Source organism: Embleya sp. NPDC005575, assembly GCF_040605455.1.
Lineage (GTDB): Bacteria > Actinomycetota > Actinomycetes > Streptomycetales > Streptomycetaceae > Embleya.
Genome location: NZ_JBEXCV010000009.1, coordinates 56664 through 80502 on the forward strand (window position 1 = coordinate 56664; position 23839 = coordinate 80502).

Consider the following 23839-nt stretch of genomic DNA (forward strand, 5'->3'; position numbering starts at 1 on the left):
GGAAACGCCGAACGGCCCGACCCCCGGAAGGGGTCGGGCCGTTCGGGTGTCTCAGGTCAGGCAGGCACGACGTCGAGGTCGAGCGCGGCCGAAACCTCCTGGTGGAGGCGGACCGTGATGCGGTGCGACCCGACGGTCTTGATCGGCGTACCGATCTCGACGCGACGCTTGTCGATGTCCGGACCGCCGGCGGCCTTGATGGCCGACACGACGTCCGCGACGGTGACCGAGCCGAAGAGTCGACCCGTCTCGCCGGCGCGCGTCTGGAGCGTCACCTTGAGACCCGCGAGCTGACCCTTGACCTCGGCGGCCTGGTCGAGCGTGCGGATCTCGCGGACCTTGCGGGCGCGACGGATGGCCGCCACGTCCTTCTCGCCGCCACGGCTCCAGCGAATCGCGTAGCCGCGCGGGATGAGGTAGTTGCGGCCGTAGCCGTCCTTGACCTCGATGATGTCGCCGGGCTCACCGAGACCGGTCACCTCGTGGGTGAGGATGAGCTTCATGACAAGATCACCCTTTCTCAGCGAGCAGTGCTGGTGTACGGCAGCAGCGCCATCTCGCGGCTGTTCTTGACAGCCACGGCGACGTCACGCTGGTGCTGCGTGCAGTTACCGGTCACGCGACGAGCGCGGATCTTCCCGCGGTCGGAGATGAACTTCCGCAGCAGGTTGGTGTCCTTGTAGTCCACATAGGAGATCTTCTCCTTGCAGAACACGCAGACCTTCTTCTTAGGCTTGCGCGCAGGCGCCTTCGCCATTGTGCTCTCCAGATCGTTTCAGAAGTCTTCAGCTCGGGGTGCGAACCGTTCCCTCGGCCTTGCGGCCTAGAAGGGGGGTTCGTCCGAGTAGCCGCCCGGCGGGGGACCCCAGCCCCCCGCGCCGCCGCCGCCCTGCTGCTGGCCGCCCCCCGCGGGAGTGGCCCACGGGTCGTCGGCGGGTGCGCCACCGCCCTGCTGGGGACGGCCGCCGTAGCCACCGCCACCCTGCTGTCCGCCGCCCTGTTGGCCGCCGTAACCGCCACCGCCCTGCTGCTGACCGCCGCCGTACCCACCCTGACCGCCGCCTCCGCGGCTGGTCTTGGTGATCTTGGCGGTGGCCCACTTCAGGGTCGGGCCGATCTCGTCGACCTCGAGCTCCACGACGGTGCGCTTCTCGCCCTCTTTGGTCTCGTAGGACCGCTGCTTCAGCCGACCCTGGACGATGACGCCCGTGCCGCGCTGGAGGGATTCCGCGACGTTCTCCGCCAGTTGCTTCCAGGCCGAACACCGGAGGAACAGCGCTTCGCCGTCCTTCCATTCGTTCGTCTGACGGTCGAACGTGCGCGGCGTGGACGCCACGGTGAAGTTCGCGACAGCGGCACCGCTGGGCGTGAAGCGCAGTTCCGGGTCGGCAGTCAGGTTCCCGACAACAGTGATGATGGTCTCGCCTGCCATGCTGACCCCTTCGCTGATTTCAGCGCAGTGCTGCGTTTCGACGTGCGGTGCGGTTGGTGGTGCGCGCGAGCTCGGACTAGCGCTGGTCGGGGCGCAGGACCTTGGTCCGCAGCACCGACTCGTTGAGGTTCATCTGACGGTCGAGTTCCTTGACGGTCGCGGGCTCCGCGGCCAGGTCCACGACGGCGTAGATGCCCTCGGACTTCTTCTTGATCTCGTACGAGAGCCGGCGACGGCCCCACGTGTCGATCTTCTCGACCTTGCCACCGTCGTTGCGGATGACATTGAGGAACTGCTCGAGCAGCGGCGTGACCGCGCGCTCTTCGAGGTCCGCGTCGAGGATGACCATGAGTTCGTAGCTACGCATGTGAACACCCACCTCCTGTGGACTGATCGGCCACGGAATCTCCGTGGCAGGAGGGCTTGCGTAATGCCGCCACGCCAAGGCGGCCCCCGATATGTGAACACACGGGGGTGCCGAGAGTGCAGCGGACGGTACAGCCTACCCGGACCCGGTCACAGTCTTGAAATCCGAGCATGAGGCCGGTCACCCTGGGGGATGGGATATACGGACAAAACGTCCGCCCCGTAGTCACTCGCCGGAGGTGCGCGATGGCACATACGATCCGCCGTACGGGAACCGTGGCAACCGCGGAAGCGCATCGACCACGCCTGACCCTCAACTCCGACGGCCGTGCCCATCCGCGCGAGAACGCGCTGGTGGCCACGGTGGTGCTGTTCGCGCTGGTGGGGGGCATCTGCGCGTTCTTCGAGGGCATGCACATCCTGGGCGCGTGGACCGCGCTCGCGGGCGTGGTGACCGGTCTGGTCAGTCAGATGTTCTCCGCGACCACGGGGGAACGGGTCATCACCGTGCTCGCGCTCGGCGTGTCCGCCGTCTCCCTGTTCATGAACATGTTCCACGGCGGACTGTACTGACCCGCGCACTCACCCCGACCGACTCGGCCCGCCGGACAAGAATCCGGCGGGCCGAGTCGGGTACGGACCGGGTCGGATGCGGGCCGGAAAGAGCACCCGTTTCGACAGGTGAGTTCCGCCTCGTCCTCGTACGGTGCGACTCGGGCCACCAGGCACGATCCATAGCGCCCAAAGGCGCAGTAACCTCTGTCACGGCCGAACCGATCCCGAGGAGCTCTTACATGTCTTTGCGCCTGAGGACGCTCACCGCCGAGGAACATCTCGCCTTCATCAAGGGCAGGCCCTCCGTGAGCTTTCTTCAGTGCCCTTCGTGGGGCGCGGTGAAGAGTGAGTGGCGATCCGAGAGCATCGGTTGGATCGACGAGTCGGGCGCCGTCGTGGGCGCGGCACTCGTGCTGTACCGGCAACTGCCGAAGATAAAGCGCTATCTCGCGTACATGCCGGAGGGCCCGGTCATCGACTGGTTCGACGGCGACCTGCGCAAGTGGCTCGACCCGATGCTCGCGCACCTCAAGAGCCGCGGCTCGTTCTCGGTCAAGATGGGCCCGCCGGTGGTGATCGCCCGCTGGGAGGCGGACACGATCAAGAAGGCGATCGCGGCCAAGTCGGCGAACCGGCTGCGCGATCTGACCCCGGACTGGACCGACGACCGGGGTGCCGAGCTGGAGCAGCAGTTGCGCGGCCTGGGTTGGCAGCAGGACGCGTCGGGCGGGGCCGGCTTCGGCGACGTGCAGCCGCGCTACGTGTTCCAGGTGCCGCTGGTCCGGCGCAGCCTGGACGACGTGCACGCCGGCTTCAACCAGCTGTGGCGACGCAACATCAAGAAGGCCACGAAGGCCGGCGTGGACGTGGTCCAGGGCGGCTACGACGACCTGCCCGTCTTCCACGAGGTCTACAAGGTCACCGCGGTTCGCGACCACTTCACCCCGCGGCCGCTGGCCTACTTCCAGGGCATGTGGAAGGCGCTCAACGCCGAGGACCCCGAGCGCATGCGGCTGTATCTGGCCAAGCACGAGGGCGAGGTGCTCGCCTCCACCACGATGGTCACCGTGGGCGACCACGTCTGGTACTCGTACGGCGCGTCCGCCAACCACAAGCGTGAGGTCCGCCCCTCGAACGCGATCCAGTGGCGGATGTTGCGGGACGCGTACGCACTCGGCGCCTCCGCCTACGACCTGCGCGGCATCAGCGACACCCTGGACGAGAACGACCACCTCTTCGGGCTCATCCAGTTCAAGCTCGGCACCGGCGGCCAGGCCGTCGAGTATCTGGGCGAGTGGGACTTCCCGCTCAACAAGATGCTGCACAAGGCACTGGACATGTACATGTCACGCCGCTGACGCAACGCCGGCGACACCTGTGTCGTCGGCTTGTCACGTGATCACCGCGACGCAGCCGCCGTCGCGTGTTCCCCGCCTCCGCCCTGCGTTCCCCAAGGGCAAGTCCCGCACACGGAAGGCCCCGAAACGCCCATGTCGCTCACGCTCTACGTCGATGCCGCCCGCTGGCGCAAGCACCAGGACGGGGTACGCGACAGGTTCCCCGGTCTCGTACCGGTGATGAAGGGCAACGGGTACGGATTCACCAACCCCAGGCTGGCCGCGGAGGCCGCCCGGATGTGCGTGGACACCGTGGCCGTGGGGACCACGTACGAGGCCGCGGTGGTCAAGGACCACTTCGACGGCAAGGTCCTGGTGCTCACCCCGTACCTGCGCGGCGAGGAGGCGGTCCCGCTGCCGGATCGCACCATCCGTACCGTCTCCTCGGTGCAGGCCGCCCGGGATCTGGTGGGCTGCCGGGTGGTGGTCGCGTGCATGACCACGATGAAGCGCGACGGGGTCACCGAGGAGGAGCTGGTCAAGCTCCGCACCGGGATGGACGACGTGCGGTTGGAGGGCTTCTCGCTGCACCTGCCGCTCGACCACCCGGACGGGTACGACCCGGTGGCCGAGGTGGTGGGCTGGGTCGAGCGGCTGCGCGCGGCCCGGCTGCCGGTGCGCACGATGTACGTCAGCCATCTCACCGCGTCCGAGCTCGCGGTGCTGCGCGAGCGGCACCCGGACACCGAGTTCCGGCCGCGAATCGGCACCGACCTGTGGCTGGGCGACCACGACGCGCTGGCCAGCCGGGGCACCGTGCTGGACGTGGTGCGAATCGCGCGCGGCGAGCGGTTCGGCTACCGCCAGCGCAAGGCGCCCAGTGACGGGCACCTGGTGGTGGTCAGCGGCGGCACCGCCCAGGGTGTGGGCCTGGAGGCGCCCAAGACCGTGCGCGGGGTGATGCCGCGCGCCAAGGGCGTCGCTCGGGCCGGCCTGGCCACCGTCAACCGCTCGTTGTCCCCGTTCACCTGGGCGGGCAAGCAGCGCTGGTTCGCCGAGCCGCCGCACATGCAGGTCAGCCTGCTGTTCCTGGCCAACGACGTGGCCCCGCCCAAGCCCGGCGACGAGTTGGAGGCCGCGCTGCGGCACACCACGACGCACTTCGACCGGATCGCCATTCGCTGACCCGGACGACGCAAGCGGCCTCGGCCGCGGCGGGCGAACCGCCGTGACCGAGGCCGCTTTCGCGTGTTCAGCCCTGCGCGCGGGCCAGGACCGAGTTCGGCACGAATACGTCCGGCGCCCGGTCGAGCACGCCGCCCGAAGGGTCGTCGCCACCGTCCGCGCGCACCGGGTCCCGGTCCGGGCGCAGGATGTCGCGCACCACCACCAGGCAGATGTACGCGGTACCGAGCAGGTGCAGCAGGATCACCACGTGGTACGCGTTCTGCGACAGGCCCTTGCCGGAGAACGAGGCAATGTACATCCACACGCCGATGAAGTACGTCACCTCGCACGCCTGCCAGATCAGGAAGTCCCGCCAGCGCGGCCGGGCCAGCACCGCCAGCGGGATCAACCACAGCACGTACTGCGGCGAGTAGACCTTGTTGGTCAGGATGAAGGCCGCCACGATCAGGAACACCAGTTGGGCGAACCGCGGTCGGCGCGGCGCGTACATGCTCAGCGCGGCGATCGCCAGGCAGCACAGCACCAGGCCGAGCGTGACGTAGGTGTTCAGGTGCTCCAGGGGTCGGCCGTCGCGCTGCTGGATGATCAACCAGATCGACCCGTAGTCGGCGGGCCGGTCCTGGCTGAACGTGTAGAAGAGTTTCCAGCCCTCGCGGATGTGCAATCCGCCGTCGAAGTCCAGCATCACCGGCAGGTTCACCACCAGCCAGGACGCCGTCGCCGCCGCCGCGGTCTTGGCGAACGCCACCATCCGGCCCGAGCGCAGACACAGCAGGAACAGCGGTGCCAGCAACAGCACCGGATACAGCTTGGCCGCGGTCGCCAGGCCGATCAGCACGCCGGCGACCACCACGTTGCGCCGCGCCCACGACCACATCGCCACCGCCGTCAGCGCGACCGCGACCAGGTCCCAGTTGATCAGCCCGTTCAGCGCCAACGCGGGTGCACAGGCCACCATCGCGGCATCCCAGGGACGTCGCCCGGACGTGCCCTTGACCGCGATCACGGTCACCACGGCACAGGCCATCATGATCAACGCGTTGATCATCACGAACCACAACTGCTCGTCCTGCAGATCACCCCCGGTGATGTCCCCGGCCGCCCGCGACAGGGTCGCGGCGAAGGTCATCACCCCGCCGGTGATGACCGGGTACTCCAGGAACTTCATGTCCTTGTCGCCGGTCTCCTGGAAGTACGGGATCTTCCCGTCCGCGAGACCACGATTGATGTACAGGTGCGGCATGTCGCTGTAGCACGCGTGCGAGTACTGCGTGGTGCCGGAGAACCAACCGCCGTCGTAGCAGGGCTTCTTCTGCATGATGCCGAGCGCGAAGCAGACCACCGCGAGCAGCACGAGCACCCGGACGGGGGTCCACCACCGGTTCGGCACGAACCGGATCCGGCGGCCGGCCGGTCCGCCGACGAGCTCGCTGCCCGCCCGGACCACGGGGTCGTCCCGAGTGGGCAGGACGGGTTCGGTCGATGTCGGCGTCATGGCGCCCATCCTCTCGCGCTCCCCGAGGAGGCTGCCCTCGCCGGCCGGATACGACAACGCGTGCCCCACCGCCGAGGCGATGGGGCACGCGTAAGGCTAGTGCGGGTGCGGCCCCGCCACCGGTCAGCCGCCCCGGCCGCCGATGATGAAGCCGTTCGCTCCGCCACCGCCTCGGGGGCCGCCCTGTGAGCCTCCGGGCGGATCCGAGCTCGGTGGCCTGCTGCTGCTCGGCGGCTTGGTGCTGTGCCCGCCGCCGGGGTCACCGGTGCCGCCCTGCGGGCCGCCCCCGGGCGTGGTGGACGTCGGCGGCGCCGACGTGGTCGGCGGCGCACTGGACGTCGGCGGCGGCGACGGCGCGCGCGACGTCGGCGGCGCGCTCGACGGCGGGAGCGTCGCGTTGTCCTTCTTGTCGTACTTCTCGCCCGGCTGGGCGAAGTCCGTGGTCGGCAGGCCGTCCATGGCCTTCTTCATGTACTCGGTCCACACCATCGTCGGCATCGCACCACCGTGCACCGATCCACCGCCGCCCAGACCTTCCAGCGACAACCGGACGTGCGTGTTGGGATCCTCCCGGAACAGCGCGACCGAGGTCGCCAGTTGCGGTGTGTAACCCACGAACCACGCCGACTTGTTCTCGTCGGTGGTACCGGTCTTGCCGGCCACCGGGCGGTTCAGCTTCTTCGCTTCCCGGCCGGTGCCGTCATTCAGCGGCGGGTTGTCCACGACCCGCATCATGACCTGGTTGACAGTGTCCGCAACGTTCTTCTCGAAGAGCGGCTTGGGCTCGTGCTTGGGCAGATCCCGCTTCGAGCCGTTGTAGGTGACTTCCTTGATGTAGTACGGATCGGCGTGTATACCCCGGGCCGCGAAGGTGGCGTAGGCCTCGGCCATGTCCAGCGCGCTGGGCGGGGCCACACCGAGGGCTATCACCGGCTCGGGAGCGAAGTCGCCGAGGTTCTCCGGCAGACCCGCGTCGATCGCGGCCTTCTTCACCTTGTCCGCGCCGACGTTGGCGGCGAGTTGGAGGAAGACGGTGTTGACCGATTTCTCCATGGCTCTGGTGATGGTGACCGGACCGTAGTCCTGGTCGCCCTCGTTCGGCGCCAGATAATCGCCGCCGGTCTTGTTGTTCTTGTAGGTCGAACCGTTCGGCAGCCTGATCGGGATCTTGCTGTCGCCGTTGTAGATGCTCTCCGGACCGATCGGTTTCCCGTCCTGTCCGCCGCTGCGCAATGCCGCGGCGAGCACAAACAGCTTGAACGTCGAACCGGCCTGGATATCTCGCCTTATCGCGTCGTTGAACTCCTGCTGGACGAAGTCCTTGCCGCCGTACAACGCGACCACCGCGCCATCGCCGGGGACCACCGAGGCCAGGCCCGTACGCACGTACTTGTCCGCGCTGTTCTTCTCGGGCTTGAGGGTGTCCGTCAGCTGGCTCTGCACCGCCGCGACCGCCGCGTCCTGCTTGGCCTTGTCGAACGTCGTGACGATCTTGAAGCCGCCGCGCGCGAGTTCGGCCTCCGGGATCACGTTGTTGGCCTTGAGGTACTGGTCGGTCACCTTCATCAGGTATCCGGCCTGCCCGGCCTTGTTCGCGGCCGGCTTGGGCTTGATCGGCATCGGGAACTGGAGCGTGTCCCGTTCCGCCTTGGACAGCCAGCCCTCCTTGACCATGCCGTCCAGCGCGTAGGCCCAGCGCCCCTTGACCTTGTCGATCTGGCCGGGGAACTCGATCACGTCGTAGATGCTCGGCGCGTTGAGCAGGGTCGCCAGATAGGCGCCCTCCGCCACGTTCAGGTCGCCGACGTTCTTGCCGTAGTAGGCCTGCGAGGCGGCCTGGATGCCGTACGCGGTGCGGCCGTAGAAGGCGGTGTTGAGGTAACCGACGAGGATGTCGTCCTTGCGCATCTGCCGGTCGACCTTCAGCGCGATGAAGATCTCGCTGAACTTGCGCTTGAAGGTCCGTTCCTGGGTCAGATAGGTGTTCTTGACGTACTGCTGGGTGATGGTCGAACCACCCTGCGTGTCGCCACCCTTGACCATGGTGATCCCGGCCCGCAGCAAGCCCTTGGGCGAGACGCCCGAGTCGCTGTAGAACGACCGGTTCTCCGCCGCGATCACGGCCTGCTGTACGTGCTTGGGGATCTGGTCCACCGTCACGTTCTGCCGGTTGACCTGCCCGGTCCGACCGATCTCGGTCTTCCCGTCGGCGTAGTAGTAGATGTTCGACTGGTAGGTCGTGTTCGCGTTCGGGTCAGGCACCTTGACCATCGCGTACGCCAGGGCCGCCAGGCCCATGACCGACGCGAGGAAGAACAGGATCATCGCCAGGATCTGCTTGAGGGACGGCAACCAGCGGCGCACGCCGGTCTTGCCGTACCTCGGGTAGTCGATGAACCGCTTCTTCCGGGGCGGACCGGCCTCCGCGCGCGATCGGCCGCCGGAGGCGGCGCCGTTTGCGGCTCGCCGACCACCCGAACGGGCGGCCTGTCGAGCCTCCACGCGCGAGAGCGGGCGCTCCTCGTCGCCTCCTCCGGGTCCGGCGGGCAGCGACGAGCCACCGGGTGGCGTCCCGCCCCCGGCATCACCCGCGCCCCCCGAATACGAGTCACCGCGCCCCTCGGGGCGCGGCTGCTGTGATCTACGGCGATGTTCACTCATGCGTTCGCTACTCCTCGGCCGTACGACGCGGAGGTCGGACGCACGGGTCGTGGCTCTCCGCTCCCCAGGACGCACGCGCGCGGGGGGCGGTTCCGCAGGAAGCGGGGCTTGAGGTACCACACGGCGGAACAGACTACGCGGAACCGCTTTCGCGACCTCACTGTGACCTGCCTGTGACCCGAGTCACCGGCGGCCGCCTTGCCACCACACGGCAAGGAGACCTATCGTCTCGATGTATCGGTTCGATACATCGGGCCGGTACATCGAGCCGGGGACACAGGAGCCCCGGCCGGACGAAGGTCGGCTGCGACCGTATCCCACGGTTGCAAAGGGTCCACGTCCGGTCCGGTCCGCAGTGGATGGAGGAAGGCGATGAGCAGGCGCGGTGGCGTCCTCGAATTCGCGATCCTCGGCCTGCTGCACGACTCCCCCATGCACGGTTACGAACTGCGCAAGCGGCTCAACACCGTGCTCGGCTCGTTCCGTGCCATCGCCTACGGCACCCTCTACCCCTGCCTGAAGTCCCTGCTGGAACGGGGCTGGCTCGCGGAAGAGATTCCGGAGGTGACGGCACTCGCCGGCAGCAAGCGGTCCCGGATCGTCTACCAGCTGACGGCACAGGGCAAGGAGCACTTCCAAGAACTGCTGTCCGAGTCCGGGCCCTCGGCCTGGGAGGACGAGAACTTCGGCGTGCACTTCGCCTTCTTCGGTCGAACCGACCACGAGGTGCGCATGCGTATCCTCGAGGGTCGGCGCAGCCGGCTCGAGGAACGCCTCGACCGGGTGCGCGGGTCGCTGACCCGGACGCGGGAGAAGCTCGACGGGTACACCCTCGAGTTGCAGCGACACGGCTTGGAGTCGGTCGAGCGCGAAGTGCGCTGGCTGAACGAGCTCATCACCGCCGAGCGGCATGCCGGAGCCACTCCGGACGCCACCGGCCCCGAGGCACCGGTCGACGCGTCGCAGGACGCCGACCGGCTTCGGACCCCCACCCAGGACGTGGCCTCGGACCCGTCCGCATCCAATAACTGAGGTCGCCGGTTCATGGCGGCTTCGTCGAGATCACAGGGAGCAACCGGAATGGGTTCGGTTCGCGTAGCCATCGTCGGCGTGGGCAACTGCGCCGCTTCGCTGGTGCAGGGCGTCGAGTACTACAAGGATGCCGACCCGAACAGCCGCGTCCCCGGCCTGATGCACGTGCAGTTCGGCGAGTATCACGTGCGTGACGTCGAGTTCGTGGCCGCTTTCGATGTGGACGCCAAGAAGGTCGGCTTCGACCTCACGGACGCCATCGGTGCCAGCGAGAACAACACGATCAAGATCTGTGACGTGCCGCCGTCGGGCGTCACCGTGCAGCGTGGTCACACCCTGGACGGTCTCGGCAAGTACTACCGCGAGACCATCGAAGAGTCGCCCGAGGCCCCCGTCGACGTGGTCAAGGTCCTCAAGGACCAGGCCGTCGACGTCCTCGTCTGCTACCTCCCGGTGGGCTCCGAGGACGCGGCGAAGTTCTACGCCCAGTGCGCCATCGACGCCAAGGTCGCGTTCGTCAACGCTCTCCCGGTCTTCATCGCCGGCACCAAGGAGTGGGCGGACAAGTTCACCGAGGCGGGCGTGCCGATCGTCGGCGACGACATCAAGTCTCAGGTGGGCGCCACGATCACGCACCGCGTGATGGCGAAGCTCTTCGAGGACCGCGGTGTCCTGCTCGAGCGCACCATGCAGCTCAACGTCGGCGGCAACATGGACTTCAAGAACATGTTGGAGCGCGACCGCCTGGAGTCGAAGAAGATCTCCAAGACGCAGTCGGTCACCTCGCAGGTCGACCGTGACCTGGGCGCGGACAACGTGCACATCGGCCCGTCGGACTACGTCGCGTGGCTCGACGACCGCAAGTGGGCGTACGTGCGCCTGGAGGGTCGCGCCTTCGGTGACGTCCCGCTGAACCTGGAGTACAAGCTCGAGGTCTGGGACTCGCCGAACTCGGCCGGTGTCATCATCGACGCCGTGCGCGCCGCGAAGATCGCCAAGGACCGCGGCGTCGGTGGCCCGATCCTGTCGGCGTCCTCGTACTTCATGAAGTCCCCGCCGGTGCAGTACTTCGACGACGAGGCCCGCGACGCCGTCGAGTCCTTCATCAAGGGCGACATCGAGCGCTGATCCGCTCCGCTCGACGCGCGCCCTCGCGGTGCGCACGAGTAACCGAAGGCCCGGCTCCCCGTCCAGGAGCCGGGCCTTCGGCGTACCCGCCCGGGACGGGTGCGGTTTCCGGCCCCCGGCCGCCGGCCGGCTACGGTGGGCGCCGTGGCCCTCATCCGTGATCTGCGCTCGCTGCTGAAGCTGCGCGACTTCCGTCGGCTCTTCGCCACCCGGCTGACCTCACAGCTGTCCGACGGGGCCTTCCAGGTCGCCATCGCGGGCCAGGCGTTCTTCTCGCCGGAGAAGCAGACCTCGGCGGCGGACATCGCGACCGCGTTCGCGGTACTGCTGCTGCCCTACTCGCTGGTCGGACCGTTCACCGGGGTGCTGCTCGACCGGTGGCGGCGACGGCAGGTGCTGGTGTTGTGCAACCTGCTGCGGGCGGTGCTGGTCGCGGCGACCGCGAGCCTGGTGCTGATCGGGGTGCCCGACCCGGTCTTCTACACGGCGGCGCTCGTGGTGCTCTCGGTGAACCGGTTCGTGCTCGCCGGGCTGTCCGCGTCGCTGCCGCGCGTGGTGCCGGCCGAGCGGCTGGTGACCGCGAACTCGGTGTCGCCCACGGCCGGCACCGTCGCCGCGGCGATCGGCGGCGGGGCTGCGGTGCTCGTGCACACGTTCCTGGCCGAGGGCTCCGGGGCGACCGCGCTGGTGATCGTGGTGTCCGGGCTGCTGTACCTGGGCTCGGCGGCGGTCGCGGCGACGATGCCGGCCGATCTGCTCGGGCCCGATCCGGACCGGGTGTTGCCCGGAGTGGGCGAGGCGCTGCGTTCGGTGGCGCGTGGGCTGCGCGAGGGCGCGACGCATGTGTGGCGCCGGCGGGCCCCCGCGCACGCGTTGGCGGCGATCACCGCGATGCGGTTCTGCTACGGCGTGCTCACCGTGATGACCGTGTTGCTCTGCCGCAACACGTTCAACGATCCGAGCGACACCGACGGGGGATTGGCCACCTTCGGGATCACGGTCAGCGTGTCCGCGCTCGGCTTCTTCGCCGCGGCCGTGGCCACGCCCGCGATCACCACCCGGATCGGCGTCGCGGCCTGGATCGGCACATGCGCGCTGGCGGGGGCGGTGTGCCAGACCGCGCTCGGCCTGCCGTTCGCGTTCGCGCCGCTCATGGTGGGCGCGTTCCTGCTCGGGCTGACCTCGCAGGGCGCCAAGATCGGCGTGGACACGATCGTGCAGACCACCGTCGACGACGCGTACCGGGGTCGGGTGTTCTCCGTGTACGACGTGCTGTTCAACGTCGCGTTCGTCGGCGCGGCCGCCGTGGCGGCGCTCGGGCTGCCCGACGACGGCCGCTCGCCGGCGGTGCTGATCGGGGTGGCCGCGGTGTACGCGTCGACCGGCGTCCTGTACACACTGGCAGCACGCCGCCACCCTCCGGTGATCATCACGGCCCTTCCGTCCGACAGTCGCCGGCCCTGATATCCCTTTTGACACCTGCCGAGGCTTATTTTCCTCGGCTACATGTCCAGGAAATTACCTGTGGGTAGTGCAATGGCGAGGGTGAAGTTCTAACCTGCACATCCAGCCATTTTCGGCACCTCTGGAGATACTCCATGTCCAATAACGCCGGTTCGGGTGAAAACGATCCTCTGCCGTACATACCGGCCTGGACCGAGAACACCCTGCCGCACGGGCACCCGCTTCCGTCGCGGGAAGCGACGCTGCCGCACGTGCCCGTGGTGGTCCGCCGGGCACAGGCCGACGGACGCGCGGCGCGCCGGGCGGCGGCCGCGCCGAGCGGGCCGAATCGGCGCGGGCGCGGAGTGCTGGTCGCGGTGGTGGCCGTGCTGCTGGTCGGCGGCACCGCCGCCGGGGGTTGGTGGTACGTGCACAAGGAGAACGGCGGGCCGCAGATCCACGAGGGCGACTGTCTGCGGGACAAGGCACCGGTCGACCAGAAGCCGGTGAGGTGCGACGACCCGGAGGCGCGGTTCATCGTGGTCGAGCGGGTTCAGGGGACCACGTTCTCGGGGATCTGCGATTCGGTGCCGGGCGATCCCATCGCGTTGACCTCGGACCCCACCGTGGAGAGCTTCGTCCTGTGTCTCGCCGCACGGAAATGATTCGACGCACATACGAATAGCGCCTCTTTGCCCGTTATTCCGCTCACATTCGACCGGTGCAAGGGGAATCCCCGCAGCGCGTGTCCGGCCGGACCCCTAGTGTTCCGGACTGTCTCACCATCCCCTGCAACGGAGATCGTCCCCATGTCCAATCCCTTCCCGCCCGGGCCGAACGGCCCCCAGCAGCCGAACCAGGGCTGGAACCAGCAGCCGGGGCAGCCCCAGCAGCCTCAGCAGGGTTGGGGTCAGCAGCCGGGCCAGCCGCAGCCGCCGCAGGGCGGCTTCCCGCCGCCCGCCGGCTTCCCGCAGGGTGGTCAGCCGGGCTTCTACGGCGGCCCGCCGCCGCCCCCGCCGCGCAGCAGCAAGATCAAGAAGATCGTCATCCCGCTCGTGGTCCTGGCCGGCCTGGTCATCGCCGGCACCGTGGCCAAGAACGCGTTCAGCAAGGACGATGTCACCGGTGCCAAGGCGGGCAGCTGCTTCGGCACGATGAAGGGTGGCCTCGTCAGTTCCAAGGAGTCGCCCAAGATCGTCGACTGCACTTCGGCCGGCGCCAAGTGGAAGACGCTGCACAAGTACAGCGACGCCTCGGCCAGTGAGAAGTGTGAATCGGTCAACGGCTACGTCGCGAGCTACGAGTGGACCGGGAAGGGCAAGGGCACGCTCTGCCTCGGATTCACCGCCAACACGACCTTGGCGGACGTCAAGGCGTTCGATCCGACCGCGACCATCATGCTGAAGCAGGACGACTTCGAGGCCCTGAAGAAGAAGAAGGGCGTCGACGTCGCTCCGACGCCGTAAGCCGGAACGACCATCGGGCCGGTCGGTGCCCCACGCCCACCGACCGGCTTCCCGATACCGTCAGGCTCCGTTCGCGGCCCACCACTCGCGCAGCGCCGAAACCGCCGCGTCGTGGTCCATCGGGCCGTGTTCGAGCCGCATCTCCAGCATGTGCCGGTAGGCCCGGCCCACCAGCGGGCCCGGCGGCACCTCCAGCAGCTTCATGATCTCGTTGCCGTCCAGGTCCGGCCGGATCGAATCCAGCTCCTCCTGCTCGGCGAGCTGCGTGATCCGCTCCTCCAGCGAGTCGTAGGCACGCGCGAGTGTGACGGCCTTGCGCTTGTTGCGCGTCGTGCAGTCCGACCGGGTCAGCTTGTGCAGCCGATCCAGCAGCGGCCCCGCGTCGCGCACGTACCGGCGCACCGCCGAGTCGGTCCACTCGCCCGTGCCGTAGCCGTGGAAGCGCAGGTGCAGCTCGACCAGGCGGGTGATGTCGTCCGTGACGTCCTTCGGGTACTTCAGCGCCTTCAGCCGCTTGCGCGTCATGTGCGCGCCGACCATCTCGTGGTGGTGGAACGAGACCCGCCCGTCCGGCTCGAAGCGCCGCGTGCGCGGCTTCCCGATGTCGTGCAGCAGCGCGGCAAGCCGCAGGATCAGGTCCGGCTCGCCCGGCGTCTCCAGCGCCATCGCCTGTTCGAGCACGGTGAGCGTGTGCTCGTAGACATCCTTGTGCCGGTGGTGCTCGTCCACCTCCAGGCGCAACGTCGGCAACTCGGGCAGCACCCGCGCGGCCAGCCCGGTGGAGACCAGCAGCTCCAGGCCCTTGCGCGGGTGCTCGGAGCAGATCAGCTTGTTGAGCTCGTCCCGGACCCGCTCGGCCGACACGATGTCGATCCGCTCGGCCATGTCCGTCATCGCCGCGACCACCTCGGGCGCGACCTCGAAGTCCAGCTGCGCGGCGAAGCGCGCGGCCCGCATCATCCGCAGCGGGTCGTCACCGAAGGAGTCCTCGGGGGTACCCGGCGTGCGCAGCACCCGCGCGGCCAGATCCTCCAGCCCACCGTGCGGGTCGACGAAGGTGATGCCGGGCAGCGCGACCGCCATCGCGTTGACCGTGAAGTCGCGACGGACCAGGTCGTCGTCGATCGAGTCGCCGTAGGAGACCTCGGGCTTGCGCGAGGTGCGGTCGTACGCCTCGGAGCGGTACGTGGTGATCTCGATCTGGTAGTCCGGCGAGTCCGCGAGCTTCTTGCGACATCCCACCGTGCCGAAGGCGATCCCCACGTCCCACACCGCGTCCGCCCAGGGGCGGACGATCGCCAGCACCTGTTCGGGGCGCGCGTCGGTGGTGAAGTCGAGGTCGTTGCCGAGCCGACCGAGCAGGGCGTCCCGTACCGAGCCGCCGACCAGCGCGAGCGTGTGCCCGGCCGCGTCGAAGCGGCGGGCGAGGTCGTCGGCGACAGGGGCGACGCGCAACAGTTCGGTGACGGCGCGGCGCTGTACGGCGCTCAGTTCGCCGCCGGCCGGCGGGTCGTCCGGGTGGGGTGTGTTCTTGGCGTTCGGCACGGGAGACAAGGTTACGGGTCGAGGCCGCAGGTCTCGCGCGCATTACTGCGGGACCGCGTCCGCGAACGGGCCGTGCGATGGGGTGATCATGGCGTGATGGCGTGGCGCATGTCGCACTAAGCTTGGCGGATGCCTTCCGAGACCACGCCGCCGCGCCGTCGGCTGCAGGTGGTCGAGGAGATCTCGGCAGGTGGTCTGGTGGTCGATCGACTCACCCTGCGCGCGGCGTTGATCGCGCGTCGGGATCGCCGCGGCCGGTTGTTGTGGTCGCTGCCCAAGGGACACATCGAGAACGGCGAGAGCGTGGTCGACGCCGCGCTGCGCGAGGTCGAGGAGGAGACCGGCATCGTGGGTCGGGTGCTGGCCCCGCTCGGGGTGATCGACTATTGGTTCACCGCGCCGGATCGGCGGGTGCACAAGACCGTCCACCACTACCTCATGGAGGCGGCGGGCGGGGATCTGTCGGACGACGACATCGAGGTCGAAGCGGTGGCTTGGGTTCCGCTCGGCGCGCTCTCGGCGCGCCTCGCCTACCCCGACGAGCGGCGGTTGGTCACGCTCGCCCCGGAACTGTTGGCGGACAGCGCGTGAGCAATCGCCGATCCCGGCCCGGAACCGGGGGCATCGTGCTTCGCGGCCGGATGCTCGCCGTGCTGATACTGGCCCTGGTGCTCGCCGCCGGCCTGCTCGGGATGCTCCCGCCGACCGCCGCGCGCGCCGCCGACGGCGACGGGATCCAGGTCCTGATCACCAAGATGACCCCGGTGGCCAAGGCCGGCGGCAGCATCACCATCGAGGGCCGGGTGCTCAACACCGGCACCAGGGCGATCGACTCGATGGAGGTCGCGGTGCGCGTGCGCACCTCCGAGCCACTCTTCCGCAGCGGCATCAGCTCTCCCGAGGACGCCCAGTCGAACGGCACCCTGCTGCGCGATTCCAAGCCGGTCGTGCTGCACAACCTGGATCCGGGAGCGGGCGCGGCCCAGCCGTGGACGTTCACCTTCCCCGCCGACACGCTGGGCCTGGGCGTAGCCGGCGCCTACCCGCTGGGGATCGAGGCCAGGATCGGCGGCAGGACGGCCGGCGCGGCCCGCACGTTCCTGCCGTGGATTCCCAGGAACGGCCTCAAGAACGTGCAGAACCTGCGAGTCGCCACGGTCTGGCCGCTCGTCGATCGGCCCCATCGGGACGGCACCACGCTCGGCGACGAGGGCCAGACGCCGGTGTTCCGCGACGACGACCTCGCCGCGCAGTTCGCCCCGGGCGGGCGGCTGTACGACCTGGTGAATATCGGTACCGGGATGAAGGTGGATTGGGCGATCGATCCCGAACTGCTGGACTCCGCCGCCGAGATGGCCGGCGGCTATCGGGTCGCGCCGCCCGGCAGCCTGGATCCCGACAAGCCGAGGAAGTCCCGGAACGGCAAGGCCCCGAGCGACGAGGACACGGCCAAGGCGACGCCGAACCAGACCACGAATACGCTCGCCGGCGGGGGCGGCCAGGTCGCCACCGGATGGCTGGACCGGCTCAAGACCGGCATCGGCACCCAGCCGGTGATCGCCCTGCCGTACGCGGACACCGATCTGGCCGCGGTGGCACACGCCCTGGAGGCCGGCAAGGCGGACCTGCGCCCGCAGCTGAGCGAGGCCCTCGCCGAATCCGCCACCGTCATGCAGCGCACCCTGGCCCGCCCGGTGCGCACCGACGTGGCATGGCCCGCCGGCGGCGCGCTGGACCCCTCGATCGTCCGGCTCGCGAACGGCACCGGCGCAAGCACCGTGATCGCCTCCGGCGCGTCGCTGCCGCCGACCAAGGAACTCAAGGTCACCCCGTCGGCCACGGCGGCCCTGCCGGGGACCGACAAGGGCACCGCGCTGGTCACCGACCCGGACATCGACAGGATCCTGGCCGCGGACACCAAGGCGCCGGGACAGAGCGTGCTGACCACCCAGCAGCTGTTGGCCGAACTGCTGACCATCGTGCTCCAGGAGCCCTCGGCCTCCCGCAGCCTGTTGATCGCCCCGCCGCGCACCATGGACGCCTCGCTGGCCAACGTGCTCAAGGACGTGCTCAACGCCTCGGCCGACTGGACCCGCAGCGCGACCCTCGCCAACCTCGCCGCCGAGCCCGCCCCGCTGCCCGCGCGCAAGCTCGCCGGCTACCCCAAGGCGGTCTCCGCGAGCGAGCCGTCCATGCAGTACCTCACCGAGACCGACAACCTGGTCCGCTCGATGCAGAGCTTCGCCTCGATCCTGACCCGACCCGAGCGGGTGACCGGCCCGTTCAACCCCGCGCTGCTGCGCCTGCTGTCCACCGAGTGGCGCGGCGACCCGCAGGGAATGGACCGCTATCGGCTCGGCGTCACCCGCAGCCTGCGCGAGCTGCAATCGCTGGTCTACATCATCCGCAGAACCGGTGTGACGCTGTCCGGCGACGAGGGCAACATCCCGGTCACCGTGGTGAACAACCTCCAGCAGCCGGTCATCGTGCGGATCGCGGCGGACTCGCATCAGCCCAATCGGCTCAAACTCGGCGATCCGATCACCGTGACGGTGCCCGACGGGCGCCGGCGGGAGGTGCCGATATCGGCGAAGTCGGCCGCGAACGGCAAGGTCATGGTTGACGTCCGGCTGCTCACCCCGGACGGGCGGGCGGTCAGGCCGCCCGAGTCGTTCTTCGTCAACACCACCACGATCGACGTGCTGACCCGCTGGATCATCGGCGGCCTCGCCTTCCTGCTCGCGGTGTTCTCGCTGCGGGCCTTCCTGCGCAAACGTCGGGAAGCGGCCCTTGCCGGGGACACGAACGACGAGGATGGTGAAGACGGCGACGACACGCCGTCCGATAACGACCCCTCGGAGGAGGTCGGCCCGGATCCGATCCGACCGGCATCCGGGTGGCCGCCGGCCCACTCCGCGGCCCCCTACGCCGGCGGGAACGGACCGCCGGATCCGGCCGACCCGCACGGACACACACCGTCGGGATCCACGCCCGACCGCCCCGAATGAGAAAGTGGGCACCGGACACTCAACCTGACCGAGAAGACGAGGGCCCGCCCGCATGAGCGACCGGAGCGACGAACGTCAGCCGTACACCGGCGGCTCCGCCGAGCCGGACGACGGCGCGCACGACGATCCCTACCGGGGTCGGCCGCCCGCCGACCCGTACCTACAGCAGTACGTCGATCCGTACGGACAGCCGGCCGATCCCTACGCCGCGCAGCCGCCGGACCCGTACGCGCTGCCGGGCGAGCCGGGGTATGCCGACCCGAACGCACCGCAGCCTGGGTACGGCGAGCCGGCGGCGTATCCGCAGCAGGGCTACTCCGGGCAGGGCGGCTACGGCTCCGGGCCCGAACCGGTCTACGGGGATCCGTACGGCTCCGCACCGAACGTGGGCGGCTACGACCCGTACGCGCAGCAGCAGCCTCAGCAGCAGCCCGACCAGGGCGGCGGCGCGTGGTTCCGGGACGAGTTGAGCGACCCGCCGGCGAACGACCCGTACGTGGGCGTGGACGAGATCTTCACGCCGGAGGCGCCGGCCGCGTACGACGACGCCGGCCGGCGATACGACCCATCTCCGCAGTACGACCCGCCCGCCCAGGCACAGCAGTACGGCGGCGGCGGATACGGCTCGGGTGATCCGTACCAGCAGCAGCACCAGGCCCCGCCGGCACAGCACTACCAGCAGCAGCCACAGCATCAACAGCACCAGCAGCCACACCAGGAGCAGGTGCATCAGCAGGCGTACGTCCCGCAGCAGCCGAGCCCGCAGCAGGGACAGGGCGGCTGGGGCGACTACGACCGGCCCGGCGGCTGGCTGATGGACCAGACGCTGACCGGCATCAACCTCGGCCTGGCCGGCGACGTCGCGGGCATGCCCTCCTACACCGAGGCATACCAGCGCTACGAGACCCAGCACCGAGCCGAGGCCGCGGCCGCGTCGATGTCCGCGAGCGCGGTCCTGGACGCCCCGCCGGTGCCGCTGAATCCGTCCACGTCGCCCGTCTACCGGATGCCCGGCTCGGGCGCCGAGGAGCGGATGGCCGGCATCCCGGTCGGCGGCGAGGGCAAGAAGGGCAGCAAGCTCGGCGGGATAATGCGATCCTCCGCCGTAATGGCGGCGGGCACGATCGTGTCCCGGATGACCGGCTTCGTGCGCAACCTGGTCGCCGCGGCGGCCCTGGGCACGGCGATCCTGGCGAACACCTACAACGTCGCCAACACGATGCCGACGCTGCTGTACATCCTGGTCGGCGGCGGCGCGCTGAACGCGGTCTTCGTCCCGCAGCTGGTGCGCGCGATGCGCCAGGACGACGACGGCGGCGAGGCGTACGCGAACCGCCTGCTCACGCTGGTCATGACGGTGCTGGCGGGGCTGGTGCTGATCGCCTGGTTCGGGGCACCGCTGCTGATCCGGGCGTTCGCGAACTCGCTGGCGAAACACCATCAGGACTACGAGCTGGCGATCACCTTCGCCCGCTACTGCCTGCCGATCATCTTCTTCATGGGTCTGCACGTGCTGTTCGGGCAGATCCTCAACGCGCGCGAACGCTACGGCCCGATGATGTGGACCCCGGTCCTGAACAACATCGTCATCATCGCCACGTTCGGCCTGTACATCTGGGTGGCCGGCACCGCGAAGAACACCGGGCAGAACTCGGACACCATCACACCGGACGAGATCCGGCTGCTCGGCCTGGGCACGCTGCTGGGGATGGTCGTGCAGTCGATGGCGATGATCCCGTACCTGAAGGCGGCCCGGTTCCGCTTCCGACCACGCTTCGACTGGCGCGGCTCGGGGATGGGCAAGGCGCTCGGGCTGGCCAAGTGGACGTTCCTGTTCGTGCTCGCGAACCAGGCCGGCTACCTGGTGGTGACCCAGTTGGCCACCGCGATCGACGTCGACGCGCGGGACCAGAACATCCAGTTCGGCGTCGGCTTCACCGCGTACAGCAGCGCGCTGCTGATCTGGCAATTGCCCCAGGCGGTGATCACCGTGTCGGTGATGACCGCGATGTTGCCCCGGATGAGTCGGGCCGCCGCCGACGGCGACCTGGCCAGCGTGCGCGGCGACATCTCCTCCGGGCTGCGCCTGTCGGCGGTGGCGATGATCCCGTGTGCGGCGATCTTCGTGGCGCTGGGCCGGGACATCGGCGGCTTCATCTTCGCCCCGACGGGCGAACAGAGCGCGCACTGGATCGGCTACATGCTGATGGCGCTCGGCCTGGGGCTGATCCCGTACTCGGCGCAATACGTGCTGCTGCGCGGGTTCTACGTGTACGAGGACACCCGAACACCGTTCCTGAACACGGTATGGATCGCGGGCGCCCAGGCGGCCTTCGCGGGTCTCGCCTACGTCGCGCTGCCCACCAAGTGGGCCGGTGTGGGCATCGCGGGCGGCTACAGCCTCGCCTACCTGGTGGGCGTGGCGCTGGCCGCACAGCGGCTCAAGAAACGGCTCGGCGACCTGGACGGCCGACGGGTGACCCGGACCTACACCCGGCTGTCGATCGCGGCCGGGATCGGCGGCGCCGCGGCGTTCTTCGTGGCCCGGGTGTGCACGGGCCACTTCGGCTCGGCCATGGGCGGCTCGGCGATCGCGGTGGGCGCGGGGATCGTGACGATGTTCGTCGTGTTCTTCATCGCGGCCAACCGGATGCGGGTCGAGGAGATGACCGCGATGACCGGGATGATCAAGGGCAGGCTCGGCCGCTGACCGCCGGCTCGACCGCAAACGCGCATCCGCCCGCCGAATCCCGCACCGGGAATTCGGCGGGCGGATCGGTGTGGGATGTACCACCATGGGCGAGTGAGGGTGTGCCGCGCGCCGGAACCGGGGTAAAGCTCCCGATACGCCGGTCTCGGTTTCCTTACGGATCTTGCGACGAGGCAACCCGAAGTGGGGTCCGAGAGTCTCATGGTGTGTAGAGGTTGTCCCTGACCAACGGCCCGAGATGCCTCACCTCTACGATGGATATGCCGACGAGGAGGATGAGGCCGAGGTGACGGACCGAACCGCAGGATCCGTCGACCTAGCGACGGACGAGGCAAACCCCGTACCGACAAAGGTTTCTGATACATCGTCGGACAATCCGGTCGGTTCGGACGACAAGGTCCCCGGCGGCAACGTCTCAGGAAGTACCACCACGGTTCTGCCCGTCGGCACCGAGCCCGAACCCGACGCGGGTGAAGAAGTCGAATCCGAAGTCGCCGCAGCCGGCGAAGCCGACGGACCCGCGACCGGCCGGGCCTTGACCGGCGACGCTGCGAACAACGGCTCTGCGAACGGCGATTCGGCCGAGGTCGCGGCTGCCGCACCCGCAGGGGTCCGCGTTGCCGAGGCGCTGCCCGCCGAGTCCGCGTCCACCGAGCCCGCGCCTGCCGAAGCCGCGTCCACCGCGTCCGCATCCGCCGAATCCGCGTCCGCGGAGGACGAACCGGTAACGCACCAGCGGGCGAAGCGGAACAAGCCCGCCGACGCCACCGCCCCGGCCGGCAACGCGAGCGAGCCCGAGTCGGCCGCGCCGAAGGCCGCCGAGTCCGAGCCGGTCGAGCCGGCGCCGGCCGCGGAACCCGCGCCGCCGCGGGTCAACCGCGGCACCCGATTGGCCGACCGCTACCGGCTCGAACACCGCCTGTCGCAGAACGGCCGCAGCGAGACCTGGCGCGCCGTCGACGAGAAGCTCCGGCGCGCCGTGGGTGTGCACATCGTGCCCGCCGGCGGGGAGCACGGCCGGGCCGTGATCGCCGCCGCCCGCGCCGCGGCGCTGATGGGCGACCCGCGCTTCGTCCAAGTGCTCGACTGTGCCGAACAGGACGGCCTGATCTACGTGGTGAAGGAGTGGCTGCCCGACGCGGACAACCTCACCAAGGTCTTCGAGAGCGCGCCGCTGCCACCGCACGAGGTGTACGAACTCTCCCGCGCGGTCGCCCAGGCGATGTCCGTCGCGCACCGGGCGGGCCTGTCGCACCTGCGCCTGACGCCGGAGAACGTGCTGCGCATGCACACCGGCCAGTACAAGATCGTCGGCCTCGCCGTCGAGGCGGCCCTGTACGGACACGACACCACCGACGCGGCTCGCGACGACACGCACGCGGTCGGCAGGCTGATGTACGCGGCGCTGACCCGGCGTTGGGTCGACGGCACCGAATACGGCCTACCGGCCGCGCCGTTGACCGGCGGCAAGCTGTGCGCGCCCGGCCAGATCCGGGCCGGTGTGGACGACACGCTGGCCGCGCTGGCGATGCGCGCGCTGGGCCACGAGGTCAAGCACGAACCGGCGTTCGGAACGCCGGGCGAACTGTCCGCGGCGATCGGCGCGATCCCGGAGATCCATCCGCCCGAGCAGGGCGAGATCGTCGGCGGCCCGGAGCAGGACGAGTACCCCGTCTACACGCCGACGCCCACCCGGACGGTCTACACCACGGCCGGCTACACCGGCGGCGGCTCGAACCGCCCCGTCCGCCCACCGGTCGTACCGCCGCCGCTGGGCGGCCGGTTCGGCGCCACGGTCAAGGGCGCGGTCGCGGTGCTCGTGGTCCTCGCGATCGTGCTGGTGACGTGGCAGGTGGCCAGCCATGTGGGTGATGGGGAGGAGAAGGAAAGCCCGTTGAAGCGGCAGGGGGGCACGTCGAGCACGCCGACCCAGCCTCAGGCCGCACCGGCGACCACCCGCGAGGTCCCCCCGAAGACCGGTACGGAGATCTCGATCGGCGCGGCACCCACCAACCCGGAAGACGTGGCGAAGACCTACGACGGCAAGCGTGAGACCTACTGGCACACGAACATGATGGTCGACGGCCCGCCGATCAACTTCAATGGCCGCAAGGGATACGGGATCGTCTACGACCTCGGCGAACCGATGGACGTGCGGGGCGTCAACATCACGCTCGGCGCCGGTGGGTCCACCACTGCCATCACGCTCAAGGCCGCGCCCGGCGCCGGATCGACGATGCCAACGAGTCAGGAAGCCTACGACGTCACCATCGGCGACAAGTCGACCGACGACAGCCAGTTGAGTGTGACCGGCAACAAGGCGATCAAGACCCGCTACGTGCTGGTGCTGATGACCGCGATGCCCAAGGTCCTGCAGGACGTCGGCAACTACAACATCTACACCCCGGGCCATCAGAACGCCTGGCGCGAGGTCACCTTCACCATCAACAACTGACCCCGTCCGGGCAGTCGA

The 23839-nt window shown here is 69.2% G+C and carries 19 protein-coding genes; 12 read left to right on the plus strand and 7 right to left on the minus strand.

The genetic code is table 11. The features are described from left to right. Positions 1-56: 56 nt before the first annotated feature. From rplI to rpsF, 4 genes are all read right to left on the minus strand, one after another. Positions 57-503, minus strand: a complete 447-nt coding sequence (gene rplI, locus ABZS54_RS05090) for a 50S ribosomal protein L9 (protein WP_020557175.1) — start codon at positions 501-503, stop codon at positions 57-59. A 17-nt stretch (positions 504-520) separates the two neighbouring features. Next, positions 521-757: a 30S ribosomal protein S18 gene (rpsR, locus tag ABZS54_RS05095; protein WP_020557174.1), complete on the minus strand. Its 237-nt coding sequence runs from the start codon at positions 755-757 to the stop codon at positions 521-523. Positions 758-823: 66 nt separating this feature from the next. After that, positions 824-1432, minus strand: a complete 609-nt coding sequence (locus ABZS54_RS05100; protein WP_020557173.1) for a single-stranded DNA-binding protein — start codon at positions 1430-1432, stop codon at positions 824-826. 76 nt (positions 1433-1508) lie between these two features. Then, entirely contained in the window at positions 1509-1799 is a 291-nt protein-coding gene (gene rpsF, locus ABZS54_RS05105; RefSeq protein WP_020557172.1) for a 30S ribosomal protein S6, read from the minus strand. A 245-nt stretch (positions 1800-2044) separates the two neighbouring features. On the opposite strand from rpsF, the gene ABZS54_RS05110 reads away from it, so the two are divergent. From ABZS54_RS05110 to ABZS54_RS05120, 3 genes are all read left to right on the plus strand, one after another. Further along, positions 2045-2371 (plus strand): hypothetical protein, encoded by a 327-nt coding sequence (locus ABZS54_RS05110; protein ID WP_355531179.1) that lies wholly within the window; start codon positions 2045-2047, stop codon positions 2369-2371. Between the two features lie 221 nt (positions 2372-2592). Next, complete coding sequence (locus ABZS54_RS05115) at positions 2593-3711, plus strand: peptidoglycan bridge formation glycyltransferase FemA/FemB family protein (RefSeq protein WP_355531181.1); 1119 nt, start codon at positions 2593-2595, stop codon at positions 3709-3711. A 132-nt stretch (positions 3712-3843) separates the two neighbouring features. Further along, positions 3844-4875, plus strand: a complete 1032-nt coding sequence (locus tag ABZS54_RS05120) for an alanine racemase (protein WP_355531183.1) — start codon at positions 3844-3846, stop codon at positions 4873-4875. Positions 4876-4942: 67 nt separating this feature from the next. Here ABZS54_RS05120 and ABZS54_RS05125 read toward each other — a convergent pair whose 3' ends face one another. Further along, complete coding sequence (locus tag ABZS54_RS05125; protein ID WP_355531185.1) at positions 4943-6382, minus strand: glycosyltransferase 87 family protein; 1440 nt, start codon at positions 6380-6382, stop codon at positions 4943-4945. A gap of 114 nt (positions 6383-6496) precedes the next feature. Then, complete coding sequence (locus ABZS54_RS05130; RefSeq protein WP_355531187.1) at positions 6497-8875, minus strand: transglycosylase domain-containing protein; 2379 nt, start codon at positions 8873-8875, stop codon at positions 6497-6499. Positions 8876-9406: 531 nt separating this feature from the next. Here ABZS54_RS05130 and ABZS54_RS05135 point away from each other — a divergent pair. The 5 genes from ABZS54_RS05135 (at position 9407) to ABZS54_RS05155 (ending at position 14103) form a co-directional block, all read left to right on the plus strand. Further along, entirely contained in the window at positions 9407-10066 is a 660-nt protein-coding gene (locus ABZS54_RS05135) for a PadR family transcriptional regulator (protein WP_355531189.1), read from the plus strand. 48 nt (positions 10067-10114) lie between these two features. Then, entirely contained in the window at positions 10115-11194 is a 1080-nt protein-coding gene (locus tag ABZS54_RS05140) for an inositol-3-phosphate synthase (protein ID WP_355531191.1), read from the plus strand. A 144-nt stretch (positions 11195-11338) separates the two neighbouring features. Further along, positions 11339-12658, plus strand: a complete 1320-nt coding sequence (locus tag ABZS54_RS05145) for an MFS transporter (RefSeq protein WP_355531193.1) — start codon at positions 11339-11341, stop codon at positions 12656-12658. Positions 12659-12792: 134 nt separating this feature from the next. After that, positions 12793-13302 carry a hypothetical protein gene (locus ABZS54_RS05150; RefSeq protein ID WP_355531195.1) on the plus strand — a complete coding sequence of 170 codons (510 nt, stop codon included), beginning with the start codon at positions 12793-12795 and terminating at the stop codon, positions 13300-13302. 144 nt (positions 13303-13446) lie between these two features. Beyond that, positions 13447-14103: a hypothetical protein gene (locus ABZS54_RS05155; protein ID WP_355531197.1), complete on the plus strand. Its 657-nt coding sequence runs from the start codon at positions 13447-13449 to the stop codon at positions 14101-14103. Positions 14104-14163: 60 nt separating this feature from the next. Here the strand turns inward: ABZS54_RS05155 and ABZS54_RS05160 are convergent, their stop codons facing one another. Beyond that, on the minus strand, positions 14164-15648 hold the full coding sequence (locus ABZS54_RS05160) for a CCA tRNA nucleotidyltransferase (protein ID WP_355531199.1): 1485 nt from the start codon (positions 15646-15648) through the stop codon (positions 14164-14166). Positions 15649-15777: 129 nt separating this feature from the next. Between ABZS54_RS05160 and ABZS54_RS05165 the strand changes: the two genes are divergently transcribed. The 4 genes from ABZS54_RS05165 to ABZS54_RS05180 all read left to right on the plus strand — a co-directional run bounded on the left by ABZS54_RS05165 (position 15778) and on the right by ABZS54_RS05180 (position 23821). Further along, on the plus strand, positions 15778-16239 hold the full coding sequence (locus ABZS54_RS05165; protein WP_355531201.1) for an NUDIX hydrolase: 462 nt from the start codon (positions 15778-15780) through the stop codon (positions 16237-16239). After that, entirely contained in the window at positions 16236-18656 is a 2421-nt protein-coding gene (locus ABZS54_RS05170) for a DUF6049 family protein (RefSeq protein ID WP_355531203.1), read from the plus strand. The genes ABZS54_RS05165 and ABZS54_RS05170 overlap by 4 nt, the downstream gene beginning before the upstream one ends. A gap of 52 nt (positions 18657-18708) precedes the next feature. Then, a complete protein-coding gene (gene murJ, locus ABZS54_RS05175; protein ID WP_355531205.1) occupies positions 18709-21366 on the plus strand; it encodes a murein biosynthesis integral membrane protein MurJ in 2658 nt (885 codons plus the stop codon). Positions 21367-21901: 535 nt separating this feature from the next. Continuing rightward, positions 21902-23821 carry a protein kinase family protein gene (locus ABZS54_RS05180; protein ID WP_355531207.1) on the plus strand — a complete coding sequence of 640 codons (1920 nt, stop codon included), beginning with the start codon at positions 21902-21904 and terminating at the stop codon, positions 23819-23821. Positions 23822-23839: the final 18 nt, after the last annotated feature.

What these genes read in the sequence shown, in the direction of transcription:
- rpsR (WP_020557174.1), bottom strand. Translation starts at nt 757, where the DNA reads ATGGCGAAGGCGCCTGCGCGCAAGCCTAAGAAGAAGGTCTGCGTGTTC.
- ABZS54_RS05100 (WP_020557173.1), bottom strand. Translation starts at nt 1,432, where the DNA reads ATGGCAGGCGAGACCATCATCACTGTTGTCGGGAACCTGACTGCCGAC.
- ABZS54_RS05110 (WP_355531179.1), top strand. Translation starts at nt 2,045, where the DNA reads ATGGCACATACGATCCGCCGTACGGGAACCGTGGCAACCGCGGAAGCG.
- rplI (WP_020557175.1), bottom strand. Translation starts at nt 503, where the DNA reads ATGAAGCTCATCCTCACCCACGAGGTGACCGGTCTCGGTGAGCCCGGC.
- ABZS54_RS05125 (WP_355531185.1), bottom strand. Translation starts at nt 6,382, where the DNA reads ATGGGCGCCATGACGCCGACATCGACCGAACCCGTCCTGCCCACTCGG.
- ABZS54_RS05120 (WP_355531183.1), top strand. Translation starts at nt 3,844, where the DNA reads ATGTCGCTCACGCTCTACGTCGATGCCGCCCGCTGGCGCAAGCACCAG.
- ABZS54_RS05165 (WP_355531201.1), top strand. Translation starts at nt 15,778, where the DNA reads ATGCCTTCCGAGACCACGCCGCCGCGCCGTCGGCTGCAGGTGGTCGAG.
- ABZS54_RS05135 (WP_355531189.1), top strand. Translation starts at nt 9,407, where the DNA reads ATGAGCAGGCGCGGTGGCGTCCTCGAATTCGCGATCCTCGGCCTGCTG.
- ABZS54_RS05140 (WP_355531191.1), top strand. Translation starts at nt 10,115, where the DNA reads ATGGGTTCGGTTCGCGTAGCCATCGTCGGCGTGGGCAACTGCGCCGCT.
- ABZS54_RS05150 (WP_355531195.1), top strand. Translation starts at nt 12,793, where the DNA reads ATGTCCAATAACGCCGGTTCGGGTGAAAACGATCCTCTGCCGTACATA.
- murJ (WP_355531205.1), top strand. Translation starts at nt 18,709, where the DNA reads ATGAGCGACCGGAGCGACGAACGTCAGCCGTACACCGGCGGCTCCGCC.
- rpsF (WP_020557172.1), bottom strand. Translation starts at nt 1,799, where the DNA reads ATGCGTAGCTACGAACTCATGGTCATCCTCGACGCGGACCTCGAAGAG.
- ABZS54_RS05155 (WP_355531197.1), top strand. Translation starts at nt 13,447, where the DNA reads ATGTCCAATCCCTTCCCGCCCGGGCCGAACGGCCCCCAGCAGCCGAAC.
- ABZS54_RS05115 (WP_355531181.1), top strand. Translation starts at nt 2,593, where the DNA reads ATGTCTTTGCGCCTGAGGACGCTCACCGCCGAGGAACATCTCGCCTTC.